The following is an 18,282-nucleotide window of genomic DNA, read 5'->3' on the forward strand; positions in this document are numbered from 1 at the left end:
CGGGATCAAGTAACCCGGGCAAAGGCAAAGTCGAGCACCAGCCCGACGAAGATGGCCATTCCGAAGTAGTTGTTGTTCAGGAATGCCTTGAAGCAGGATGCCGGTGCCCGTTCCCGAATCAACACCTGTTGATGGAACGCGAGCCCCGAGGCGACCGCCAAACCCCCGAAGAACAAGAACCCCCGCTCGGCCAGCAGCCCGATCCAGACCAAGAGCCCCAGCATCAACAGCTGCAGCAGCCCGATGATCAGCCGATCCCGCTCGCCGAAGAGGATCGCGGTCGACTTGATCCCGATCTTCAGATCGTCCTCGCGATCGACCATCGCATACTGGGTGTCGTAGATCAGCGCCCAGATCAAGGTCGCGATGAACAGAATCCACGCATAACCCGGAATACCCCCGGTCACGGCCGTGAAGGCCATCGGAATCGCCCATCCGAAGGCCGCGCCGAGAAACAACTGGGGCACATGGGTGAAGCGCTTCATGAAGGGATAGATCAGGGTCAGCGCGGCCGCGACCACCGACAGGGCCACCGTCTGCCAGTTCATGAAAAGCACCAGAGCGAACGCGACAAGCGACAGGATCACGAAGATCGCCACCGCCTCCTGCGGGGAGACCGCGCCGGTCGCCAACGGCCGTTCACGGGTACGCGCGACATGCCCGTCGAAGTCCCGATCGGCGAAATCGTTGATGGCACATCCGGCCGAGCGCATCAACACGACCCCGAGCACGAAGACCGTGACCACCTGCCAGGGCGGCTGACCGTCCCCGGCCAACCACAAGGCCCAAAGCGCCGGCCACATCAAAAGGAAGATGCCGATCGGCCGATGCAGGCGCACCAACAACACATAGGCATGCAGGCGCTCGCGCCAGGACAGCGAACGCCGGCTGCCGGTCTTGACCTCGGGAAAGCTCATATCGCCAGTCGTCATCCAGGCTGATGTGAAAATCGAAATTCGCGCAGGATTATCGCACAGGCACAGACGCAAGAAGACGCGCGGTTTTGAGAATGATCATCCCGGCCGTGCGTGTTGCCAATGCTTACCGGGCGACTAAAGTCGCCCCTACATGTTGGTCGATGCTTTCCCGGAAATCACCTAAAACGTCGAAAGACCCTTCCATGAACCGCGCGGCGATCCACATCTCCGGGTAGTTCTCGAAATCGTTGGCGTCGCCGTGGGCGTGGAAGCCGAGGAAGCCCTCGGGCGCGCCCTCGCGGCATTGGCGGCAGGTCTCCAACCGATTGTTCGGATGGACCTTAGACTCCGGGTCGTCCACATCCATGATCCCGTGACTGCCGTGGCAGTCGTAGCAGGTCGCGTTGGTCTTTGACTGATCCAGCAGATTCGGCCGGTCGATGCCGCCGCGATCAGGGATCGACAGGCGCGTTTCTACCACCGCCGGGTCCGCTCCGACAGAGGAGCCCCCTCTGGCGACGCGCTCGCACGCGACAACCAGCATTGAACCTGCACGAAGCTATCGAGCGCGTCGCATTCCGCACTTGATTCGGCGTCTTCCCGATCCCCCATCCGCGCCACTGCGCGGTACAATCCCGCCATCGCGACCCGCCCCATGCAGCCGTCCGAGGCCATCTCCGGGAGCATCATGATCGACCGCATCCCGTCACCGAGCCGACACCCCGAAGGATTCGGTCCGGCATCGCTCGATGCTCGAACCGGGACGCCTTGCCCCGGACCCAGCTTGCCCCCCAGCCCCAGCCGCCCCCGCATCCCGGATGAGGATGTCGGCGCAGATCCCCGTGCCCCAAGGAGAGGCATCGCCCATGAGAACGACGCATTCAAAGACCTCCGGCCGACGCGCCGGCGCGTGGCTCGACGCGACGCTGCCGATGCTGACCGCTTCGCTTCTGACCCTGACGGTCGGCTCGACGGCGCTCGCAGCGGATAAGCCAGCCGCGGGTGCGGACAAGACCCCTCCCCGCCCGCCGTCGTGGTCGCCGCTGTGGAGACCCAACTGGTCGACCACCACGGGCGCTTCATCGGGACCATACAGGCGATCCAACAGGTCAGCGTCCAGGCGCGGGTGGAGGGGTTCTTGGATGAGGTCGCATTCGACGAGGGCTCGCCGGTGAAGACCGGACAGATCCTCTACCAGATCGAGCAACCGCCATTCCAGGCCCAACTCGACGCGGCCAACGCCGAGCTGGCCGCCGCTGTCGCGGAAGTCGCGAGTGCCGAGGCAGGCCTGTTGGACGCGCAGGCCCAGTTCGAGCGCTTCTCGGCATTGGTGAAGAAGGGCGACACATCCCAGGCCGAGTTCGACCGGTCGCGGGCTCAGCGCGACATGGCCCAAGCGAATGTGGACAAGGCCAAGGCCGCCGTGCTCCAGGCCCAAGCGGACATCAAGACCGCCCGGATCAACCTCGGATACACGACCATCGCCAGCCCGATCGACGGGCGCATCGGTGCGACCAACTACACCGTCGGCAACCTCGTCGGGCCGAGCAGCAAGGTCCTCTCCACCGTGGTGCAGCTCGATCCGATCCGCGCCGTCTTCTCGATCCCGAGCGCGGACTTCGTGCGCGTCACGGAGCAGGCCGGCACCCCCGGCGAGAACTTTCAAAACTACGTGCCCCAGCTGATCCTCCCGACCGGCGTGACCTACCGGGAAAAAGGGACGATCGCCTTCGTCGACAACCAGGTCAACGCCAGCACCGGCTCGATCGCCATCTATGCGGACTTCCCCAACCCGGAAGGCGTGCTGCTGCCGGGCCAGTTCATCACGGCACTCATCCACACCGCCGAGCAGAAGCGCCAGCCCGTGATCCCGGCCGGGGCGGTCATCCAGACCAAGGACGGGAAGCAGGTCTATGTCGTGGGGTCGGACAATCGGGTGGCGTTGCGCACCATCAAGACGGGCAGTCAGACGGGGACCGACTTCGTCGTCGATGCCGGATTGAAGGAGGGCGAGATCGTCGTCGTCTCCGGCATTCAGAAGATCAAGCCGGGGATGGTGGTCACGCCGACTCAAGCGGCTGCACCCAAAGACGCGGAAGGCACCAAGACCGACGGCACAAGCGACGCCCCGTCCGACAAGGCACCCCCGAGCAAAACCGCCGACACGACGCCCGAGACGACAGAGCCTGAGAACACCGAGCCGGAGAGCACCGAGCCAGCGAAAACAGAGCCAGTAAACACTGAAAAGGACACCGCGGATCAGACCACACCCCAGACCGCGCCGAAGACGGGGAGCTGACCATGATCTCCAAGGTCTTCGTCGATCGGCCACGCCTTGCGGCAGTGGTCTCGACCATCATCGTGGTGGCCGGACTCCTGTCGATCTTCAACATCCCGGTCTCGCAGTATCCGAACATCGTCCCCCCGGTGGTGCAGGTCACGGCCAGCTACCCGGGCGCGGACGCCCAGACCATCGCCGACACGGTCGGCAGCCCGATCGAGCAGCAGGTCAACGGCGTCGAAGGCATGATCTACATGTCATCGACCGCCTCCTCCGCGGGCACCTATAACCTGACGGTCACCTTCGAGGTCGGCACCGACCCGAACATCGCCCAGGTCAATACCCAGAACCGGGTCTCCCAGGCCCTCGCGCAGCTGCCCCAAGAGGTCCAGGCGCTGGGCATCACGGTCCAGGCCGAGTCCACCAATCTGCTGCTCTTCATCAACGTCTTCTCGCCGGACGGCAGCAAGGACCCGATCTTCCTGTCCAACTTCACGACCATCAACATCCAGAACGAGGTCGCGCGCATCCCGGGCGTCGGCGAGGCCAGTCTCTTCGGCCCGCTCAACTATTCCATGCGCATCTGGCTCGAGCCCGAGCTGATGTCCGCGCTCGGGATCGCCCCGAGCGACGTCATCGACGCCATCCAGGCCCAGAACCTTCAGGCCGCACTCGGACAGATCGGCGGCCCGCCCATCGCCGACGAACAGGTCCTCCAATACGCGATCGTGACCGAAGGCCAGCTGGTCCAGCCGAGCGAATTCGAGCAGATCGTGGTGCGTACCGGAGAGGACGGCGCCATCGTGCGCGTGAAGGATATCGCCCGGGTCGAGCTGGGTGCCGAGGCCTACACCCAGATCTCCTATCTGAACGGCAAGCCGGCCGCGGCCATCGGCATCTATCAATCGCCCCGGGCCAATGCGCTCGACGTCGCCGAGGCGGTCCGTGCCGAGCTCGAAACACTCAAGACCCGTTTCCCGGCAGGCGTCGAGGCCGAGGTCATCTACGACTCGACCCTCTTCGTGAAGGCGTCGATCCAGGAGATCATCTTCACGCTGGGCATCACCTCGGTGATCGTGCTCCTGGTCGTCTTCATCTTTCTGCAGGACCTGCGCGCCACCATCGTCCCGGCCTTGACCATCCCGGTATCCCTGATCGGTGTCTTCGTCGTCCTGCTCGCAGCGGGGTTCTCGGCCAACACCATCAGTCTCTTCGCAGTGGTCTTGGCAATCGGTCTGGTCGTCGACGACGCCATCGTCGTGGTGGAGAACGCCCAGCGTCTGATGCTCGAAGAGGGGCTCGACCGACGCGCCGCCAGCCTCAAGGCCATGGAGCAGGTCACCGGACCCATCATCTCCACCACCCTGGTGCTCTTTGCGATCTTCGCGCCGGTCGCCTTCCTGCCCGGCATCTCGGGCGAGATGTTCCGCCAATTCGCGCTGACCATCTCCGCGGCGGTGGCCATCTCCGCGCTCAATGCGCTGACGCTCTCCCCGGTCATCTGCTCGCTCGTGCTGCGCAAGCCGAAGGCGGCGAAACGCGGACCCTTCGCCTGGTTCAACACAGGCTTCGACAAGACGCGCGACGGTTATGTCGGCATCGTGCGCATCTTCGCCCGGCGCGCCCCGATCGCAGGCTTGCTCATCGTTCTCATCGGAACGGTTGCGGTGCTGCTCCTCGACCGCCTGCCGACCGGCTTCATCCCCAACGAAGACCAAGGCGTGCTCTTCGTCGATGTGAGCCTGCCCAGCGGCTCCGCCTTGCCGCGCACCACGGATGTGCTCACCCAGGTCCAAGAGATCGCCTCGCGCACACCCGGCGTCGCCAACGTCATGACGGTCTCGGGTTTCAGCATGCTGACCAGCGCGCCTTCGTCCAACAGCGGCATGGGCGTCATCGTCCTCGATCCCTGGGACGAGCGCACCACCCCGGAGCTGCGGATCAAGGGTCTTGTCGCAAACCTGCAGGAACAGATGAGCGCCATCCCCGAGGCCACGGTGTTCCTCTTCCCGCCGCCGCCCATCCCCGGCCTCGGCCAGGCCAGCGGCTTCACCATGCAGCTCGAGGCCCTCGGCGGGCAGTCCCCGATGGAGCTGACCCAGACGCTGCAGGGTCTGATCACCACGGCCCAGCAGGACCCGCGCATCGGCCGGGCCTATTCGTCCTTCAGCGCCGACGTCCCGCAGCTCTACCTGGAGCTCGATCGGACCAAGGCGCAATACATGGACGTGCCCGTCGCCGACGTCTTCAACACCCTGCAGGCCACCTTCGGCAGCACCTACGTCAACAACTTCACCTATCTGGGCCAGACCTATCAGGTCAACGTCCAGGCCGACCAGAATGCACGCATGACGGTGGACGATCTGGCCGGTGCCTATGTCCGCTCGGCCAGCGGCGCCATGGTCCCCATCGGCACCCTGGCGACCATCCGCGAGCAGCTGGGCACAGACCTCGTCTTCCGCTACAACGAGTTCCTCACGGCGATGATCAGCGGCAGTCCGGCCCCCGGACACTCGGCGGGCGACGCCATGGCCGCCATGCAGGAGGCCGCCAAAAAGGCCCTGCCCGACGGCTACGGCTTTGAATGGACCGCCCTATCCCTGCAGGAATCCCAACAGAGCGCAGGCGGCGAGATCGCCATCTTCGGCTTGGCCGTGCTCTTCGGGTACCTCTTCCTGGTCGCGCTCTACGAGAGCTGGTCCATCCCCTTCGCCGTCTTGACCTCGGTGACCGTCGCCATCCTGGGTGCCGCGGTCACCCTCTGGCTCGCCGGACTCGACAACGACCTCTACACCCAGATCGGCTTGGTGCTTCTGATCGGCCTCGCCGGTAAAAACGCCATCCTGATCGTGGAGTTCGCCAAGGAGCAGCGAGAGAGCGGCAAGAGCCTGCTGGATGCAGCCCTCATCGCAGCGCACATGCGCTTCCGCGCCGTGCTCATGACCGCGCTCGCCTTCATCATCGGTCTCATGCCGCTGGTGCTCGCCACCGGCGCAGGCGCCAACGCCCGCATCCACCTGGGCTCCACCGTTCTCGGCGGCATGCTCTTCGCCGTGATCTTCGGCATCCTGCTCATCCCCGCGCTCTACGTCATGTTCCAGTGGCTCGGCGAAAAGGGGGAGCCTGGATCCAGTCGAAACCGGAGGACGCGGACGACGACCCCGGCGTGCAGCCGACGGCCAAGGCCAAGGCCACTGAGGCAGGCGGATAGACGATCGCCCCGTCGCCGACTGATCCACCGTCGGCGACGGGCTGAAGGCGGGAGTGCCACGATCGACGTGGGGATTCCGGATCGAAGTTTGATGCCATGAAAGTCGTCACCTACCCCCATGCGGGCAACGCCCTGAAATCCATGCTGGATGATGTCGTTCAGGGTAGTAGTCCTGTTGATGCGCATGAATGATGCTTTCCACCGGCACATCGGCGAGCAACGGATTCCACCGGCTCAAGATCAGGGTCTGCCACAAGCGGCCCATCCGGCCGTTACCGTCGTCGAACGGGTGGATAAACTCAAGCTCGTAGGCCAGGAGCGCGTTCCTGACCTCTTGGATCTCGCGAGGCGGCGCAATCACAGGCTTGCCTCCCAGGATCGCGCTGATCTGCTGCTCGCTCAGAGTGTTGCCCTCGATCGCCAATGACCCATGAATGGTCCGGATCCGTTCACGCGCCGCAAACGCAGTGCACCGGCCGACTCGGCCGCCACGGCGGAGCGCCCCAGACGCTCGGCGATCTCGGCGACGATGCCCGGGGTAATCACGCAAGGCGGCGAGTCGTTTTTGGTCATGGATTGCGGCGAGTACCCGCCTGGTGTCCTGGTCGAGTCAGGGAGCGTAGGAATCTCCGGCAAAGGAACGACCACCCTGTAGGGGCGACTTCAGTCGCCCCTTGTATGTTCTGAAGGGATTGACAAGGAAAGCGATAAACGGACGTTATGAAGAGTGCCCGGGAAGCCGTTCGCCCCAAGTCTTCCCGGAAATCGCCTCAAACCGCGTGTCGCACTCGCGCAGCTGCTCGTGCAGCAACGCCCGCGTGACCTGGCAGTGATGGTGTTGGCAGAGCACGTCGCGGCGTAGATCGGCACCGAAGTGACCGCCATACAGATCGCTCGGCAACGTCCCGACCGGCCTTGCTCGTAATTCCGTTGCGCCAGGCAAAGCCTGGAAGGAGAGGAAGATAGCGAACGGATAAGCAAATCGGAAACTCCTTTTTGCGACCCACCGGGTGCAAGTCCCGAGCCGGTAAGGAGTGGCCATCCACCGGAACCGAGTGTTGCGTGGTGCGGGAGCGATCCCGCCTGCGAAGCGTACACAGGGGGCGTGCAGGCCATGTGATGGAGCCCCGTTACTGAATCCAGCGGAGCCGACGTATTCGGAACACCGGAAGGCAACAGTTTCGGCATCGTAACGGCCTGATGTCGAGACTCCGCCGGGGTCCGAGAGCAGGGCATGTACGCACGGGTCGTCCAGGAACCCGGGGGCGCTCAGTGGTTCCTTGCCCGAGACGCGGCGCGGGCACCGCGTAAGAAGCCGCCCTGGCCTGTCGGCGCTGGTCCAGCCGACGGGAGCGAACGGGACCGACGGCAAGGTAGCGCCAAACGAAGGCCACGAAGCGCGGCGCGATGGCGACTGAGCAGTCAGAGTCGGCTGATAGTACCGTCGAGCGTGGGGAACGCACCCGAGCGGACCCACGGGAGGGAAGCGGCCGATCGGTTGAGACAACGTCTGGAGGGACAGATGGCGCAAACATCGAGTTGCGAGACCATCACAACGAAACAAGAGACGATCGCGAACCTGGCGAGACAGGCGCCGGGGATGGTGCTGAACCCATCTTCATGCCTTTCTCGACCAACGGGTGCGTGACGGGAACTACGTCGCGTAGCGTTTGCTCAATCGAGGAGCCGGATGCGTAATGTGGCGTTGCCCGTTATGTGGCGTTCCGGGGCGCTAAGCGCGCAGATACTGTTTTGCGGCCGGCCTGGGCGCCACATAAGCGGAGCCTACAGCGATTGGAGAAATGCCATCAAGGAGGCGTCATCGGCCCAGTGGTTCTCGGGTACGGTATCTCCTGAGACGTCGCATTTTTCCAAAGCTTTGGCCTTCATTTCTAGGTCGAACTCGGCATAGACGTGGGTGGGGTCAGGAATTTGGGTATGGACGACAAGCGCCAGTCCGCGATGCTTGGCACAGCAACACGCGGCCAGATCGACCTCGATCTTCGCCGCCTGAAACAGGAATCGAAGGAATGAGCGCAGTGCCGAGACCATCAGCTGCGCCCTCTTGGCGCCTTGGCAGCGCGCCTGGGCGAGAACGAAGGGGGCGATGTCTGCTCCGCACAGCTGCTCGAGACGCAAGGGTCCGTCGCCGAAATGCTGGACTAGAAAACGATGGGCAACGGGCAGGTAGTTCACCACCGTCGCCGTGGTCAGGCCGCGCTCGCTTCTGAGATAGCGCTCGTAGTGGCGCTCGAGCTCGGCCCGCGGGGAGGTGTCACACACCGGATCAGGACGGGGAATGATCCCCTGACCCTGTAGATACCCAACAAACCTGAGGAGGGTCGAGGCTTGGCCGCGTCGCAGCCGTCCCCGGCGCCGCAGCTCCTTCAGATACCGATCGACAGTGTGCTCGCTGAGCTGCGCCGCCGGGAGCGGCTCTTCTTGCAGCCACCAGCCCAGCTCGGCAACCCAGAGAAGCTTCGATCGCACCGTCGATGCCGCATAGGCATCCTCGACCAGTGCGCTCGCAAACGCATCGAGATAGGCGTGCAGCGGGTTGCTTTGTAAACGCTCAAGGACATCGTCTTGTTCGTTGAAGAACGCTTTCAGCATGTCTCTTCTCCGTTCCGACCCGATTGGCCGTCCGGAGAGATGACAGGATTATGCCGCGTCTGAATACCAGGCTACAGCCATAAGTCTTCAGTAAACAGAGAAGAAAGACAAAGGTGGCTGCCGATGATTCGGCATAATTCCGTTGTCGGCATGATGGCGTTTATGCCGCGCGCGGCATAAACGCCACACCATGGCCGTCCACCGTCTCGTCGCCTGGTACCCCTCGCGGTGCCCACGCTGGGGGCGCACCTCGTGGATGTAGCGCACGATGGCGCTGCCCACTTCATGGGTCAGCGGATAGAGTTGGGAGCAGTGCTGCTTGGCGCCGGGTAACCTTCAAGCACGCGTTGGTCCCAGAGGCGCTTTGAGCTGTCGGGCGATTGTGCTTGGTCGCTTGAAAAGCGTGTCGAACATGGTCAGATCTCCTGTGCAAAAGAGATCTGACCGATCGCAGGGTTATGTGGCGCCCAGGCCGGCCGCAAAACAGTATCTGCGCGCTTTGCGCCCCGGAACGCCACATAACGGGCAACGCCACATTACGTACACGGCTTTCCGATGTGCGTCACTGCCGAGCATGCGCTGCACTCCAGCAAGCTTGGCTCGACAGTCCAGCGTCCGCCACAGCGTCCTGATCATCATTGGAGTGGCTAGCGACAAGGTCGCAATCTCCTGATCCTCCGCGCTTTGGTTGCGTGCACAAAGTAGGGCTCCTTTCCTCGGGCCGGGTTATGTTGTCCCTGACCCTCCAACGGTACTATGAGCCCCTCCGACTCCCGTCACGGCCCAGGTCGACTTCGGACTCGCCTTATACGACGCAGTTGGCGGTTCCAGACCGCCACCGTCACGGGTCTCCCGCACTGGGACCGATCAACTTCCACCACATGCCACCCCTGCTACCCCGGAAGAACCGGCGAGACGCTCTCGTTGTCTGGTCCCGCCGACGGCGGCCTTCCCCTTCTGACCAGAGGGTCGGCTTCTTCGATGAAGTGACGAGGCTACATCCAGGTTCGCTTGCGCTGCGGCCTGCGGTTTTGCACCCGCGAAACTCACGACCCTTGGTTACCCAAACGCCGCTCCGGGGCACTACAATGGTGTACGAGCAACTCCATCGGCTGGACTTCAACCAGCAAGTTAATCAGCCTGTTACGGCGTACGGTCAGGTCTTGATATGTGACTATAATTGCTCACGGTCTTGGCGGTAAGCCCATGGAATTAATCGAAAAACAAAAACTTTAGGACCTGGCCGAGCACTTCGCGGACCTCGTCCAAAGGTCGGTCATTCGGATTGATCGTCTTCTGCCAGCCACCGTCCAAGCCGTTCGCGGATTTGGATCAGGCGGGCCACCTCAATGCGACCGATGGAGCCGGTGAGCAGCGCGCCATCCAGCACCGCCAGGCGGGACAAGCGCAATACGCTCGGGACTTTCAAGCCAGAGACTGCAAAATCGGGCTCCGAGGGCAGAATCATCTCATCCAGGTCGGGTTCGGCCTGATGCAGCCGGGAAGACACCATGCAAACCAGCCAATCCTCAAAGCGCCGCGATGTGCGGCGAAGCAACAGTACCGGGCGCAGCTTGGTCCCGCTCAGATCAGTATGAGGGAAGGGCGTCAGGGCAATCTGGCCGGCCTTCTTCATCGCCAACGTTCCTTTAGGTCGGACTCGCCATAGAGCGGTGGCTCATCCTCCAGACCCCGCATGGCCTGCGCCATCGAGAATTCGGAGAAGTCAGTTTCCGACCATTCGTACGCCTGGTCCACTGGCCTCCGAGAAAAGCGCTCCGCGAGATAGTCCACGAAGTCGAACACTTCAGCCTGTTTCTCTTCTGGCAGGACTTGCAACTTTGCGATGAGGATCGTGTAATTCATGGCCTTTTCCAAAGAAAGTATGAAGGATAAAAGGGATCAGAGCACGAATGGCACTAAGATAAGCGGACGCCCTTAAAGATCATATGCTTACGCGATCGCCAATGGCTAAGATACCGTTAAACCTGGGCATGGCTCTCGGCTTTCCAGGTCTCCGACACCGGCTCCGCGACTCTTAGCGGTCCCAGCTGTCCTCGCAGCTTATTGTTGCTTAGGAATCCTCGCCTTAAGTTAGTGCCATGCGGGTCAGAGCCCTTTCTTGAGATGCCTCAGGCACAGCCCATGTTTTCGATTATGTTTGAGAAGCCTCGACGTCCAGACCCAAAAGTTCGCAACCACCGCATTGGTCAGGTCACCAGCGTGGCTTGTGGGCGAGACGGCGTCGGGCATCGCTGAATCCGGCGGTCACTAGGGTGGCGCATGCGGTGGCTTCAACGCCGGTGTTGGGTCGATTGTCCTGACGCGAGGGGGTCACTGACTCAGCCAATCTTCGCGCCCATGTCGTATCCGCAAAATATAGATGTCATCTGGGCGAGGAGTATAAATCACGATGTGCGATCCAATCGGGTGAATTCGGCAAACAGGGACCAGCTCGCTGCGCTCTGGCCCGGCAAAGGGATTCTCGGCCAGATAGTTGAAGGCCCCAAACAGCTTTTCGTGATAGCGAGCGGCTTGTTCAATGCCGTATTCCATCGCAACTGCGACATAGATCTGGGTCAAGTCCTCTTCGGCACACTCACTCAGAACATATGGCATCACTTCAGGTTCGCGAGGCGTTTCAGGGCTTCGGCCTCGATCGCCTGCATGGAACGCTGACCCTCGCCTGCCGCAAGCGCTTCGTCGATCAGGCCCTGCATCTGCGCAATCTTGGCGACACGCTCCTGATCGCGGCGAATAAGATCGCGTACATAATCGCTCACGTTGCTGTAACGGCCGGAGTGTGCGCATTCATCCACCCAAGCCTTCATCGCATCGGGCAAGGAAATATTCATCGTTGCCATAAGATCACCTCCAGGCCCGATCATGGCAATCTTTGCCAAATATTGTCAAGTCGCTAGCCCGATAGCACAGGAAAAGGGGGGCGAGCTCGGGGTCTGGCGAGCTCGGGGTCACCATTTAGCTGACCCCGATCAATGGCACGACCTATTTTCTCGCACCCATGCACGCTCGTGTCGGTCGGGAAGTGCGACATTGGTACCGCCGACGGCGGCCTTCCCCTTCTGACCACAGGGTCGGCTTCTTCGATTAGGCGATTTCCGGAAACCTTCATGCCAAGGGCGTAGGTTGTGCCGAGCCGTGCGAGGCACAACAAACCGTAGGCGCAAGTTGTGCTTCCTATCGTCAGCACAACCTACGGGTATGGAAGTTTGCAGAAATCGCCTTAAGTGTCGAGGCTACATCCAGGTTCGCTTGCGCTGCGGCCTGCGGTTTTGCACCCGCGAAACTCACGACCCTTGGTTACCCAAACGCCGCTCCGGGGCACTACAATGGTGTACGAGCAACTCCATTGGCTGGACTTCAACCAGCAAGTTAATCAGCCTGTTACGGCGTACGGTCAGGTCTTGACATGTGCCTATTTTCGCTCATGGGTTTGGTTCGGGCGTGCTCGAATTTCGGCGCCGGAACAGCAGATCCGCCTGCACCGGCTCACCTTGATGGACGTGGGTATTGAAGCGCCCGTCCAGGCTGAACCCGGCCTCGATCAGAAAGCGCTCGATTTCCTCGTGCAGGGCTTGGCCCTCGTAGAGCTCGACATAGGATGACTCGACATAGACCGCATCGACATTCGGCAGCAGATCGGTGGCGCCCTTGAGCACCTCCAGCTCGAAGCCTTGGACGTCGATCTTCAGCAGCACGGGCCGCTGCGGGGGTGTCGGGAGACAGGCATCGAGACGCTTGATCGGCACGCGCAGCTCGCCGGATTCTTCCATCCCGTAGATGGCCTTTTGGCGTGTCGCGTCCGAGGGCGACGTCGTGGTCCAGGGTTGGCCGTGGTGGCACTTGGCGCGGAGCGCCAGGGGCATGCGTGACACCGCAGAGCGGTGTCACGAGCTCGGAACGCCAACGCTGCCGATTGCTACGAACCCGGCTCAAAGCAACCCACTCATTTGCCCGGCCACCGCCTCCCAATCAACCGCCGGCGTGAGATGGCACCAGCTCAGACGCACACAGCCGTTCGCCTCGTCGTCGCTCATCCCCATCGCCTTCAGCACATGGCTCGGCGAATAGCTGCTCGAGGTGCAGGCCGATCCATTCGAGATCGCCACCAGATCCTTCAAGGCCACCATCAGCGCCTCGGAGTCCAGGCCGGGGAAGGCCAGATTCAGAACATGATCCATCACCAGAGACTGATCACCCGTGAGGCGCGGGCCGAGCGGCATGAGCGCATCCAATGCCTGCCGGCGGATCTCCCGACAGATCGCCTGCCGCCGAGCGCGTGCCGACATGGATCCAGGTGAAGGAAGGCACCTTGGCCGCAGGCGAGGTCCGAGAGGATTTCGTCCACGCCCACGGGATCGTCCTGCAAGCCTTGGGACGAGCCGGGAACGCCTTGTTGCAAAGTCACCCCGACGACTGGCGAGATCGTCTCGTCGCCTTGAGGCGGATCGACTGGTCACGCCGCAACACAGAGCTCTGGGACGGGCGTGCTCTCGTCGGCGGCAAGGTCGTCAGAGGGAATATCAACCTCGTATTGACGACGAACGTGATCAAGGATGTCTTGGGATTGCCGCTGGACGCCGAGCAGCAGAAAGTCGAGTACGCTTACCGTGCTGCTCGCGCGCCGATCGCTCGAATGGCTGGATGACAAGCAGCGAAGTCGCCGATGCCTCACGACAGGGACCCGTCGGATCAATCAACTTTATATCTCCAAGGTCCAGACATGAAACTCAAGGTCATCGTTCATGAAGCGGAAGAAGGCGGCTATTGGGCCGAAGTACCCGCAATCCCCGGCTGCGCCACACAAGGTGAAACCTTCGAGGAACTACTGACTAATCTCTACGACGCGGTAGAGAGTTGCCTCGCAGTCGATTTGACCGATATTTCCACCTCCGCGACCGGTTTGGGTCTTTGGACATTGTGCCAAACTTTGTCGTCGGGTGCAGGCAATTGGCGCGATCTGGAACGGCCGGTTGGATCGTGGGGTGCGGTATGCGCAGTGCGTTTGGCCGGACGCGTTCGCCGCGTGGTCATCGGCGGGGGCGCCGGCCTGACGGCCGGGGAGTCGACTGCAAGTCGACGATCCCGGGGTTGGACGGCGAACCGCGGCGGACACGGTTTGTAAACGGGCATTCGCCGCCGTACACTCGCCCATGCGCCACCCCATCGATCCCAAAGTCGACTGCGTCTTCAAGGCCCTGCTCGGCTCGGAGGACAACCGCGCGCTGTTGATCCACTTTCTCAACGCCGTGCTGGTCGACGATCTGCCCGCTCCGATCACCGAGGTCGAGATTCTCAATCCGTACAACGAGCGTGAGACCTTTTCCGACAAGCTGACCATCGTCGACGTCAAGGCCCGCGATGCGGCGCGGCGACTGTTCCAGATCGAGATCCAGCTGCTGGTCTTCGCGGATCTCGCCTCGCGCATCCTCTACGGCTGGGCCGATCTTTACAGCCAACAGCTGCAGAGCGGACAGGACCATCGCGAGCTCAAGCCCACGTATGCAATCTGGATTCTCGACCAATCGCTGCGGCGGGATGACTCTGCCTATGCGCGCCGCTACCGCATGCGCGACGATCGGGGCTACGATCTGATCGACCACGGCAGCATCTGGGTCTTGGAGCTGAACAAATTTGCGGCTGCACAGGTCGAAACCGAGCGTGAGCGTTGGCTAAAATTCCTCAAGGAAGCCGAGCGCTTCGATGAGACCACGCTGCCCGACTGGATGCACACCGCCGAGATGAGGCAAGCCATGAGTACCTTGAACGCCTTCTCCGAGAAAGAGCGCGCCTATCACGCCTATCAGGCGCGTCAGGAATTCCTGCGTCAGCAGCGCGCGATCCAACGTGAGCTCGACGAGACGCGGGCGGCGAAGGAAGCTGCGCTTCAAGGAAAGGAAGCAGAACGCACAGCAAAGGAAGCCGCCCTTGCCGAGATCGAACGACTCAAAGCACTGCTGAATGAAAGGGATGCCTAGCGTTCAACCCCGACGCCAGGCTCTCGTTCCGCGCCGTTGACGAGGGCGAACCCGACACTGACGGGTTGCGCCACCGCTCTTCCGGTGAGGACCGCAGTTTCGAGAAGGAAGATGCACATTTGGTTACCGGGTTGTCACACCCGGAACGGCAGTAGAGTTTGAAAGCCGGGGCGGCAAGATCGGACAGGTCGGAAATGCGGGTGATCGGCCCAGCCGCTTACGAATCCAAGCTGGGTTTCTCCGCGAGCAGAGGTTAGTCCCGCACGCGTCGGGACAAGGCGCGCCGACGAGGGGCCGCTGTCACGACGTCGAACAGGCGCTCGCCGCTTCGGCGACGACCTGAGTTCTTGAGAAGTGACAAAAAACATTCAAAGACTTGAATCCCGTCGACTCCGACGTTGGCGAGAACCCTACACCTCCGCGGATCTGCGCTGGTCATACATGTCGCAACGGACGCGGTTCAACGCGGCGCGGCTCAACCGGTGACGATCAGGCGTAGCGCGTCCAGCCTCAGGTGGGTCTTCGCCAGCGCCTGGCCGAGCTGTTCGCGTCGGCCCTCGAGCGTGCTGATCTCGTCGGGGCGCACGTTCGGGTTGACCCGCGCCAGGGCGCGCAGACGGTCCAGCTCTTCGCCGAGGAGGTGTTGCATCCGAGCGGCCGCCTCCCGACGCAGGTCGACCACGGCGGCGCGCGCCAATTGCTCGCCGGTTTCGATCATCGACACCAGCCGTTCGCCCCGCGACTCCAGCAGGGTGCGCGCGAGCTTGTGGTTGTGGTTCAGACAATGACCCTGCAGGTCCTCGTGCGGGATGGTCTCGGCCAGATTCGCGCCCGACTCGTCGATCAGGAGCCGCAGCAGGGTCGGCGGCAGGAAGCGTCCTGCCTCCAGATGGGCCGGGGCCTGGCACTCGGCGACGTAGAGTGCCTCGAGCAGCAGGCTGGCGCGTTTGAAACGCGCGTCGCGGACGATCGTCAGGGCCGAGGTGCCCAGATCGGAGGCGCTCAGAAGCTCCATCGCCGCACGCACCATCGGGTGCTCGCGGGTCATGAATTCCCAGTGCTCGTGCGAGAGCGCGGTCGCCCGGTCGAAGGTGAGGGTTAGGCCCTCCTCGGGCAGCTCGGGGAAGGTCTCCTGGAGCATGTGCGCCCCCGGGCGCACCACCCACGCCTGGCTCGGCGCGGACTCGTGCTCGACACCGAAACCGTCCCAGAAGCGTTTGAGATAGTCGGCCAAGTCACCGTCGGCGTCGGCCTGCTCGATGGCCTCGACCAAGACCGCGGAGCGCTCGGGACGGTGGGAGTGCAGCTCGAGGAGACGGTCACGCCCGGCGGCCAGCTCGGCATTGAGGCGTGCACTCAGCACTCGGGCCTCCGCGATCAGTGCCTCGGTGCCTTGCGGATCCGCCAGCGCCGCCATCAGGTCCTCGCGCAGCCGCGCGTAGACGGCCGGCGCGGCGGGACAGATGGCCGAGAAGGCATGCAGACCCTCGGCATACCACCGGAACAGGACCTCGCCCGGAGCGCCGACGAGATAGGGCACATGGATCTGCACCCGCCCGGTCTGCCCGATCCGATCGAGCCGCCCGATACGCTGCTCGAGCAGATCCGGATCCAGCGGCAAGTCGAACAGCACCAGATGATGGGCGAACTGGAAGTTGCGCCCCTCGCTGCCGATCTCCGAGCAGAGCAGGATCTGCGTCCCGTCATCGACCGACGCGAAATAGGCCGCCGCCCGGTCGCGCTCGCGGATCTCCATGTCCTCGTGGAAGACGGCCGCGTGGATGCCGGCACGACGCAGCAGCACATCCCGCAGATCCAGGACCGTATCGGCCGCGGTGCAAATCAGCAGCAGCTTCTCGGGGCGGAGCCGTCGCAGCAGATCGATGAGCCAGTCGATGCGCGGGTCGATCTCCGACCAAGCGGGCCCAAGCGCGCACTCGGGTGCGAGCCGCGCGGCCGCGTCGCTCGCCAGCACCCGATAGGCATCGGGCTCCGGCAAGGGGTTGGGCAGCAGGTCGCGCCCCGGAAAACCGGGGATGGCCGCACGGGTGTTGCGGAACATCACCCGCCCGGTGCCGTGACGGTCGAGCAGACGCTGGATGATGGTCTCCGTATCCAGCCCGTCCAGATCGCCCAAGAGCGAGGCGATCAGGGTCCGATCGGCATCGTTGAGCGCCCGACCCTCGAGCAGGTGCGCGGCGGCGGCCGCGACGGGCGCATAGCCCGCCTCCTCGGCCAGGAAGGACGCGTAGTCCCGAAAGCGCTGAGGATCCAGGAGCCGCAGCCGGCCGAAATGACCCGCACGGCCCAACTGCTCGGGTGTCGCCGTGAGCAGCAGCACGCCCGGGGTGCGCTCGGCCAGATCGGCGACCAGGCGATATTCGGGGCTGGCGGCGGCTTCCGACCAATCCAGGTGGTGTGCCTCGTCGACCACGAGCAGATCCCACTGACCCTCGACAAGCGCCCGTTTTCCCGCGGCCGACCGAATGATCCAGTCGAGGCTGCACAGCACCTGCTGATCGGCGAGAAAGGGATTGGGCTCGGAGATGGACTCGAAGCGCTCGTGATCGAAGAGCGCGAAACGCAGGTTGAAGCGGCGCCGCATCTCGACCAGCCATTGATGAAGCAGCGGCTCGGGCGTGATCACCAGTACCCGTTGCGCACGGCCGTTCAGGAGCATCCGATGCAGGATCAGCCCGGCCTCGATGGTCTTGCCGAGCCCGACCTCGTCGGCCAAGAGCACGCGCGGGGCGTCGCGTCGTGCCACCTCGGCGGCGATCTCGAGCTGATGCGGGATCAGCCCGACCCGCGCACCGACCAGACCCCGCACCGGGGAGTCGGCCTCCCGCATCCCCTGCAGCCAGGTCCGCCAGCGCAGATCGAACCAATGATCCGGGTCGAGCCGCCCGGACATGAGACGCTGATGCGGCCGGTTGAATCGCAGCCGGTCGTCCAGCTCGGACTCGGGGAGCGTGATGACGGCGCCCTGCAGGTCTTCACAGCGATAGGTGAAGAGGCCCGCATCGCTCGTGACCGAGAGGATCGTTAGATCCCGACCCTCTCGATCGCGCACAGGCTCGCCCGCCGACAGCTCCAGACGCACCAAGGGCGGATCCGGCAGGGCATAGATGCGCTCCTCGCCGGTCGCCCGATAGGCAATCTCGACACGACGCCCGTCGACGGCGACCACCAGGCCGAGGCCGAGCTCACCTTGGGTCTCGCTCAGCCAGCGCTGGCCGGGGACGAAGCCATGCATACGCG

17 protein-coding genes are annotated in these 18,282 nt (G+C 63.2%); 5 read left to right on the forward strand and 12 right to left on the reverse strand.

The annotated features are described in order from the left end of the window. Positions 1-5: 5 nt before the first annotated feature. Together ubiA and KFB96_RS26675 are read right to left on the reverse strand one after the other, a co-directional pair. Positions 6-917 (reverse strand): 4-hydroxybenzoate octaprenyltransferase, encoded by a 912-nt coding sequence (gene ubiA, locus KFB96_RS09985; RefSeq protein ID WP_213461938.1) that lies wholly within the window; start codon positions 915-917, stop codon positions 6-8. Between the two features lie 124 nt (positions 918-1,041). Further along, positions 1,042-1,398, reverse strand: coding sequence for a hypothetical protein (locus KFB96_RS26675; protein ID WP_300971507.1), 357 nt, complete (start codon positions 1,396-1,398; stop codon positions 1,042-1,044). A 552-nt stretch (positions 1,399-1,950) separates the two neighbouring features. Here KFB96_RS26675 and KFB96_RS09995 point away from each other — a divergent pair. Together KFB96_RS09995 and KFB96_RS10000 are read left to right on the forward strand one after the other, a co-directional pair. Beyond that, positions 1,951-3,216: an efflux RND transporter periplasmic adaptor subunit gene (locus KFB96_RS09995; protein WP_300971508.1), complete on the forward strand. Its 1,266-nt coding sequence runs from the start codon at positions 1,951-1,953 to the stop codon at positions 3,214-3,216. A gap of 2 nt (positions 3,217-3,218) precedes the next feature. Continuing rightward, positions 3,219-6,509, forward strand: coding sequence for an efflux RND transporter permease subunit (locus KFB96_RS10000; protein WP_213501919.1), 3,291 nt, complete (start codon positions 3,219-3,221; stop codon positions 6,507-6,509). Positions 6,510-6,515: 6 nt separating this feature from the next. Here KFB96_RS10000 and KFB96_RS26680 read toward each other — a convergent pair whose 3' ends face one another. From KFB96_RS26680 to KFB96_RS10040, 9 genes are all read right to left on the reverse strand, one after another. Beyond that, positions 6,516-6,833, reverse strand: coding sequence for a Fic family protein (locus KFB96_RS26680; protein ID WP_300971509.1), 318 nt, complete (start codon positions 6,831-6,833; stop codon positions 6,516-6,518). Continuing rightward, complete coding sequence (locus KFB96_RS26685) at positions 6,809-6,982, reverse strand: hypothetical protein (protein ID WP_300971511.1); 174 nt, start codon at positions 6,980-6,982, stop codon at positions 6,809-6,811. The genes KFB96_RS26680 and KFB96_RS26685 overlap by 25 nt, the downstream gene beginning before the upstream one ends. A gap of 1,212 nt (positions 6,983-8,194) precedes the next feature. Then, the gene (locus KFB96_RS10010; RefSeq protein ID WP_213461932.1) at positions 8,195-9,022 is read right to left on the reverse strand and encodes a site-specific integrase; all 828 of its coding nucleotides are present in this window, start codon (positions 9,020-9,022) and stop codon (positions 8,195-8,197) included. A gap of 1,276 nt (positions 9,023-10,298) precedes the next feature. Then, the gene (locus KFB96_RS10015) at positions 10,299-10,658 is read right to left on the reverse strand and encodes a type II toxin-antitoxin system PemK/MazF family toxin (protein WP_213461930.1); all 360 of its coding nucleotides are present in this window, start codon (positions 10,656-10,658) and stop codon (positions 10,299-10,301) included. Further along, positions 10,655-10,888 carry a DUF2281 domain-containing protein gene (locus tag KFB96_RS10020; protein ID WP_213461928.1) on the reverse strand — a complete coding sequence of 78 codons (234 nt, stop codon included), beginning with the start codon at positions 10,886-10,888 and terminating at the stop codon, positions 10,655-10,657. Before KFB96_RS10020 ends, KFB96_RS10015 begins: the two co-directional genes overlap by 4 nt. A 468-nt stretch (positions 10,889-11,356) precedes the next feature. After that, complete coding sequence (locus tag KFB96_RS10025) at positions 11,357-11,641, reverse strand: type II toxin-antitoxin system RelE/ParE family toxin (RefSeq protein ID WP_213461926.1); 285 nt, start codon at positions 11,639-11,641, stop codon at positions 11,357-11,359. Further along, positions 11,641-11,886, reverse strand: coding sequence for a type II toxin-antitoxin system ParD family antitoxin (locus KFB96_RS10030; RefSeq protein WP_213462867.1), 246 nt, complete (start codon positions 11,884-11,886; stop codon positions 11,641-11,643). The genes KFB96_RS10025 and KFB96_RS10030 overlap by 1 nt, the downstream gene beginning before the upstream one ends. A 582-nt stretch (positions 11,887-12,468) precedes the next feature. Beyond that, positions 12,469-12,909 (reverse strand): FkbM family methyltransferase, encoded by a 441-nt coding sequence (locus KFB96_RS10035; protein ID WP_213461924.1) that lies wholly within the window; start codon positions 12,907-12,909, stop codon positions 12,469-12,471. 66 nt (positions 12,910-12,975) lie between these two features. Next, a complete protein-coding gene (locus tag KFB96_RS10040) occupies positions 12,976-13,332 on the reverse strand; it encodes a hypothetical protein (protein WP_213461922.1) in 357 nt (118 codons plus the stop codon). On the opposite strand from KFB96_RS10040, the gene KFB96_RS10045 reads away from it, so the two are divergent. From KFB96_RS10045 to KFB96_RS10055, 3 genes are all read left to right on the forward strand, one after another. Continuing rightward, complete coding sequence (locus KFB96_RS10045) at positions 13,323-13,691, forward strand: DNA sulfur modification protein DndB (RefSeq protein ID WP_300971513.1); 369 nt, start codon at positions 13,323-13,325, stop codon at positions 13,689-13,691. The two genes, KFB96_RS10040 and KFB96_RS10045, sit on opposite strands and share 10 nt — an antisense overlap. A gap of 75 nt (positions 13,692-13,766) precedes the next feature. Beyond that, positions 13,767-14,168 carry a type II toxin-antitoxin system HicB family antitoxin gene (locus KFB96_RS10050; RefSeq protein WP_213461920.1) on the forward strand — a complete coding sequence of 134 codons (402 nt, stop codon included), beginning with the start codon at positions 13,767-13,769 and terminating at the stop codon, positions 14,166-14,168. A gap of 28 nt (positions 14,169-14,196) precedes the next feature. Beyond that, positions 14,197-15,021: an Rpn family recombination-promoting nuclease/putative transposase gene (locus tag KFB96_RS10055; RefSeq protein ID WP_213461918.1), complete on the forward strand. Its 825-nt coding sequence runs from the start codon at positions 14,197-14,199 to the stop codon at positions 15,019-15,021. 475 nt (positions 15,022-15,496) lie between these two features. Here the strand turns inward: KFB96_RS10055 and rapA are convergent, their stop codons facing one another. Next, the gene (gene rapA / locus KFB96_RS10060; protein ID WP_213461916.1) at positions 15,497-18,277 is read right to left on the reverse strand and encodes an RNA polymerase-associated protein RapA; all 2,781 of its coding nucleotides are present in this window, start codon (positions 18,275-18,277) and stop codon (positions 15,497-15,499) included. Positions 18,278-18,282 lie beyond the last annotated feature (5 nt).

This window comes from Thiocapsa sp., from assembly GCF_018399035.1.
GTDB lineage: Bacteria > Pseudomonadota > Gammaproteobacteria > Chromatiales > Chromatiaceae > Thiocapsa.

What these genes read in the sequence shown, in the direction of transcription:
- ubiA (WP_213461938.1), bottom strand. Translation starts at nt 917, where the DNA reads ATGAGCTTTCCCGAGGTCAAGACCGGCAGCCGGCGTTCGCTGTCCTGG.
- KFB96_RS10000 (WP_213501919.1), top strand. Translation starts at nt 3,219, where the DNA reads ATGATCTCCAAGGTCTTCGTCGATCGGCCACGCCTTGCGGCAGTGGTC.
- KFB96_RS26685 (WP_300971511.1), bottom strand. Translation starts at nt 6,982, where the DNA reads ATGACCAAAAACGACTCGCCGCCTTGCGTGATTACCCCGGGCATCGTC.
- KFB96_RS10010 (WP_213461932.1), bottom strand. Translation starts at nt 9,022, where the DNA reads ATGCTGAAAGCGTTCTTCAACGAACAAGACGATGTCCTTGAGCGTTTA.
- KFB96_RS10015 (WP_213461930.1), bottom strand. Translation starts at nt 10,658, where the DNA reads ATGAAGAAGGCCGGCCAGATTGCCCTGACGCCCTTCCCTCATACTGAT.
- KFB96_RS10020 (WP_213461928.1), bottom strand. Translation starts at nt 10,888, where the DNA reads ATGAATTACACGATCCTCATCGCAAAGTTGCAAGTCCTGCCAGAAGAG.
- KFB96_RS10025 (WP_213461926.1), bottom strand. Translation starts at nt 11,641, where the DNA reads ATGCCATATGTTCTGAGTGAGTGTGCCGAAGAGGACTTGACCCAGATC.
- KFB96_RS10030 (WP_213462867.1), bottom strand. Translation starts at nt 11,886, where the DNA reads ATGGCAACGATGAATATTTCCTTGCCCGATGCGATGAAGGCTTGGGTG.
- KFB96_RS10035 (WP_213461924.1), bottom strand. Translation starts at nt 12,909, where the DNA reads ATGCCCCTGGCGCTCCGCGCCAAGTGCCACCACGGCCAACCCTGGACC.
- KFB96_RS10040 (WP_213461922.1), bottom strand. Translation starts at nt 13,332, where the DNA reads ATGTCGGCACGCGCTCGGCGGCAGGCGATCTGTCGGGAGATCCGCCGG.
- KFB96_RS10050 (WP_213461920.1), top strand. Translation starts at nt 13,767, where the DNA reads ATGAAACTCAAGGTCATCGTTCATGAAGCGGAAGAAGGCGGCTATTGG.
- KFB96_RS10055 (WP_213461918.1), top strand. Translation starts at nt 14,197, where the DNA reads ATGCGCCACCCCATCGATCCCAAAGTCGACTGCGTCTTCAAGGCCCTG.
- rapA (WP_213461916.1), bottom strand. Translation starts at nt 18,277, where the DNA reads ATGCATGGCTTCGTCCCCGGCCAGCGCTGGCTGAGCGAGACCCAAGGT.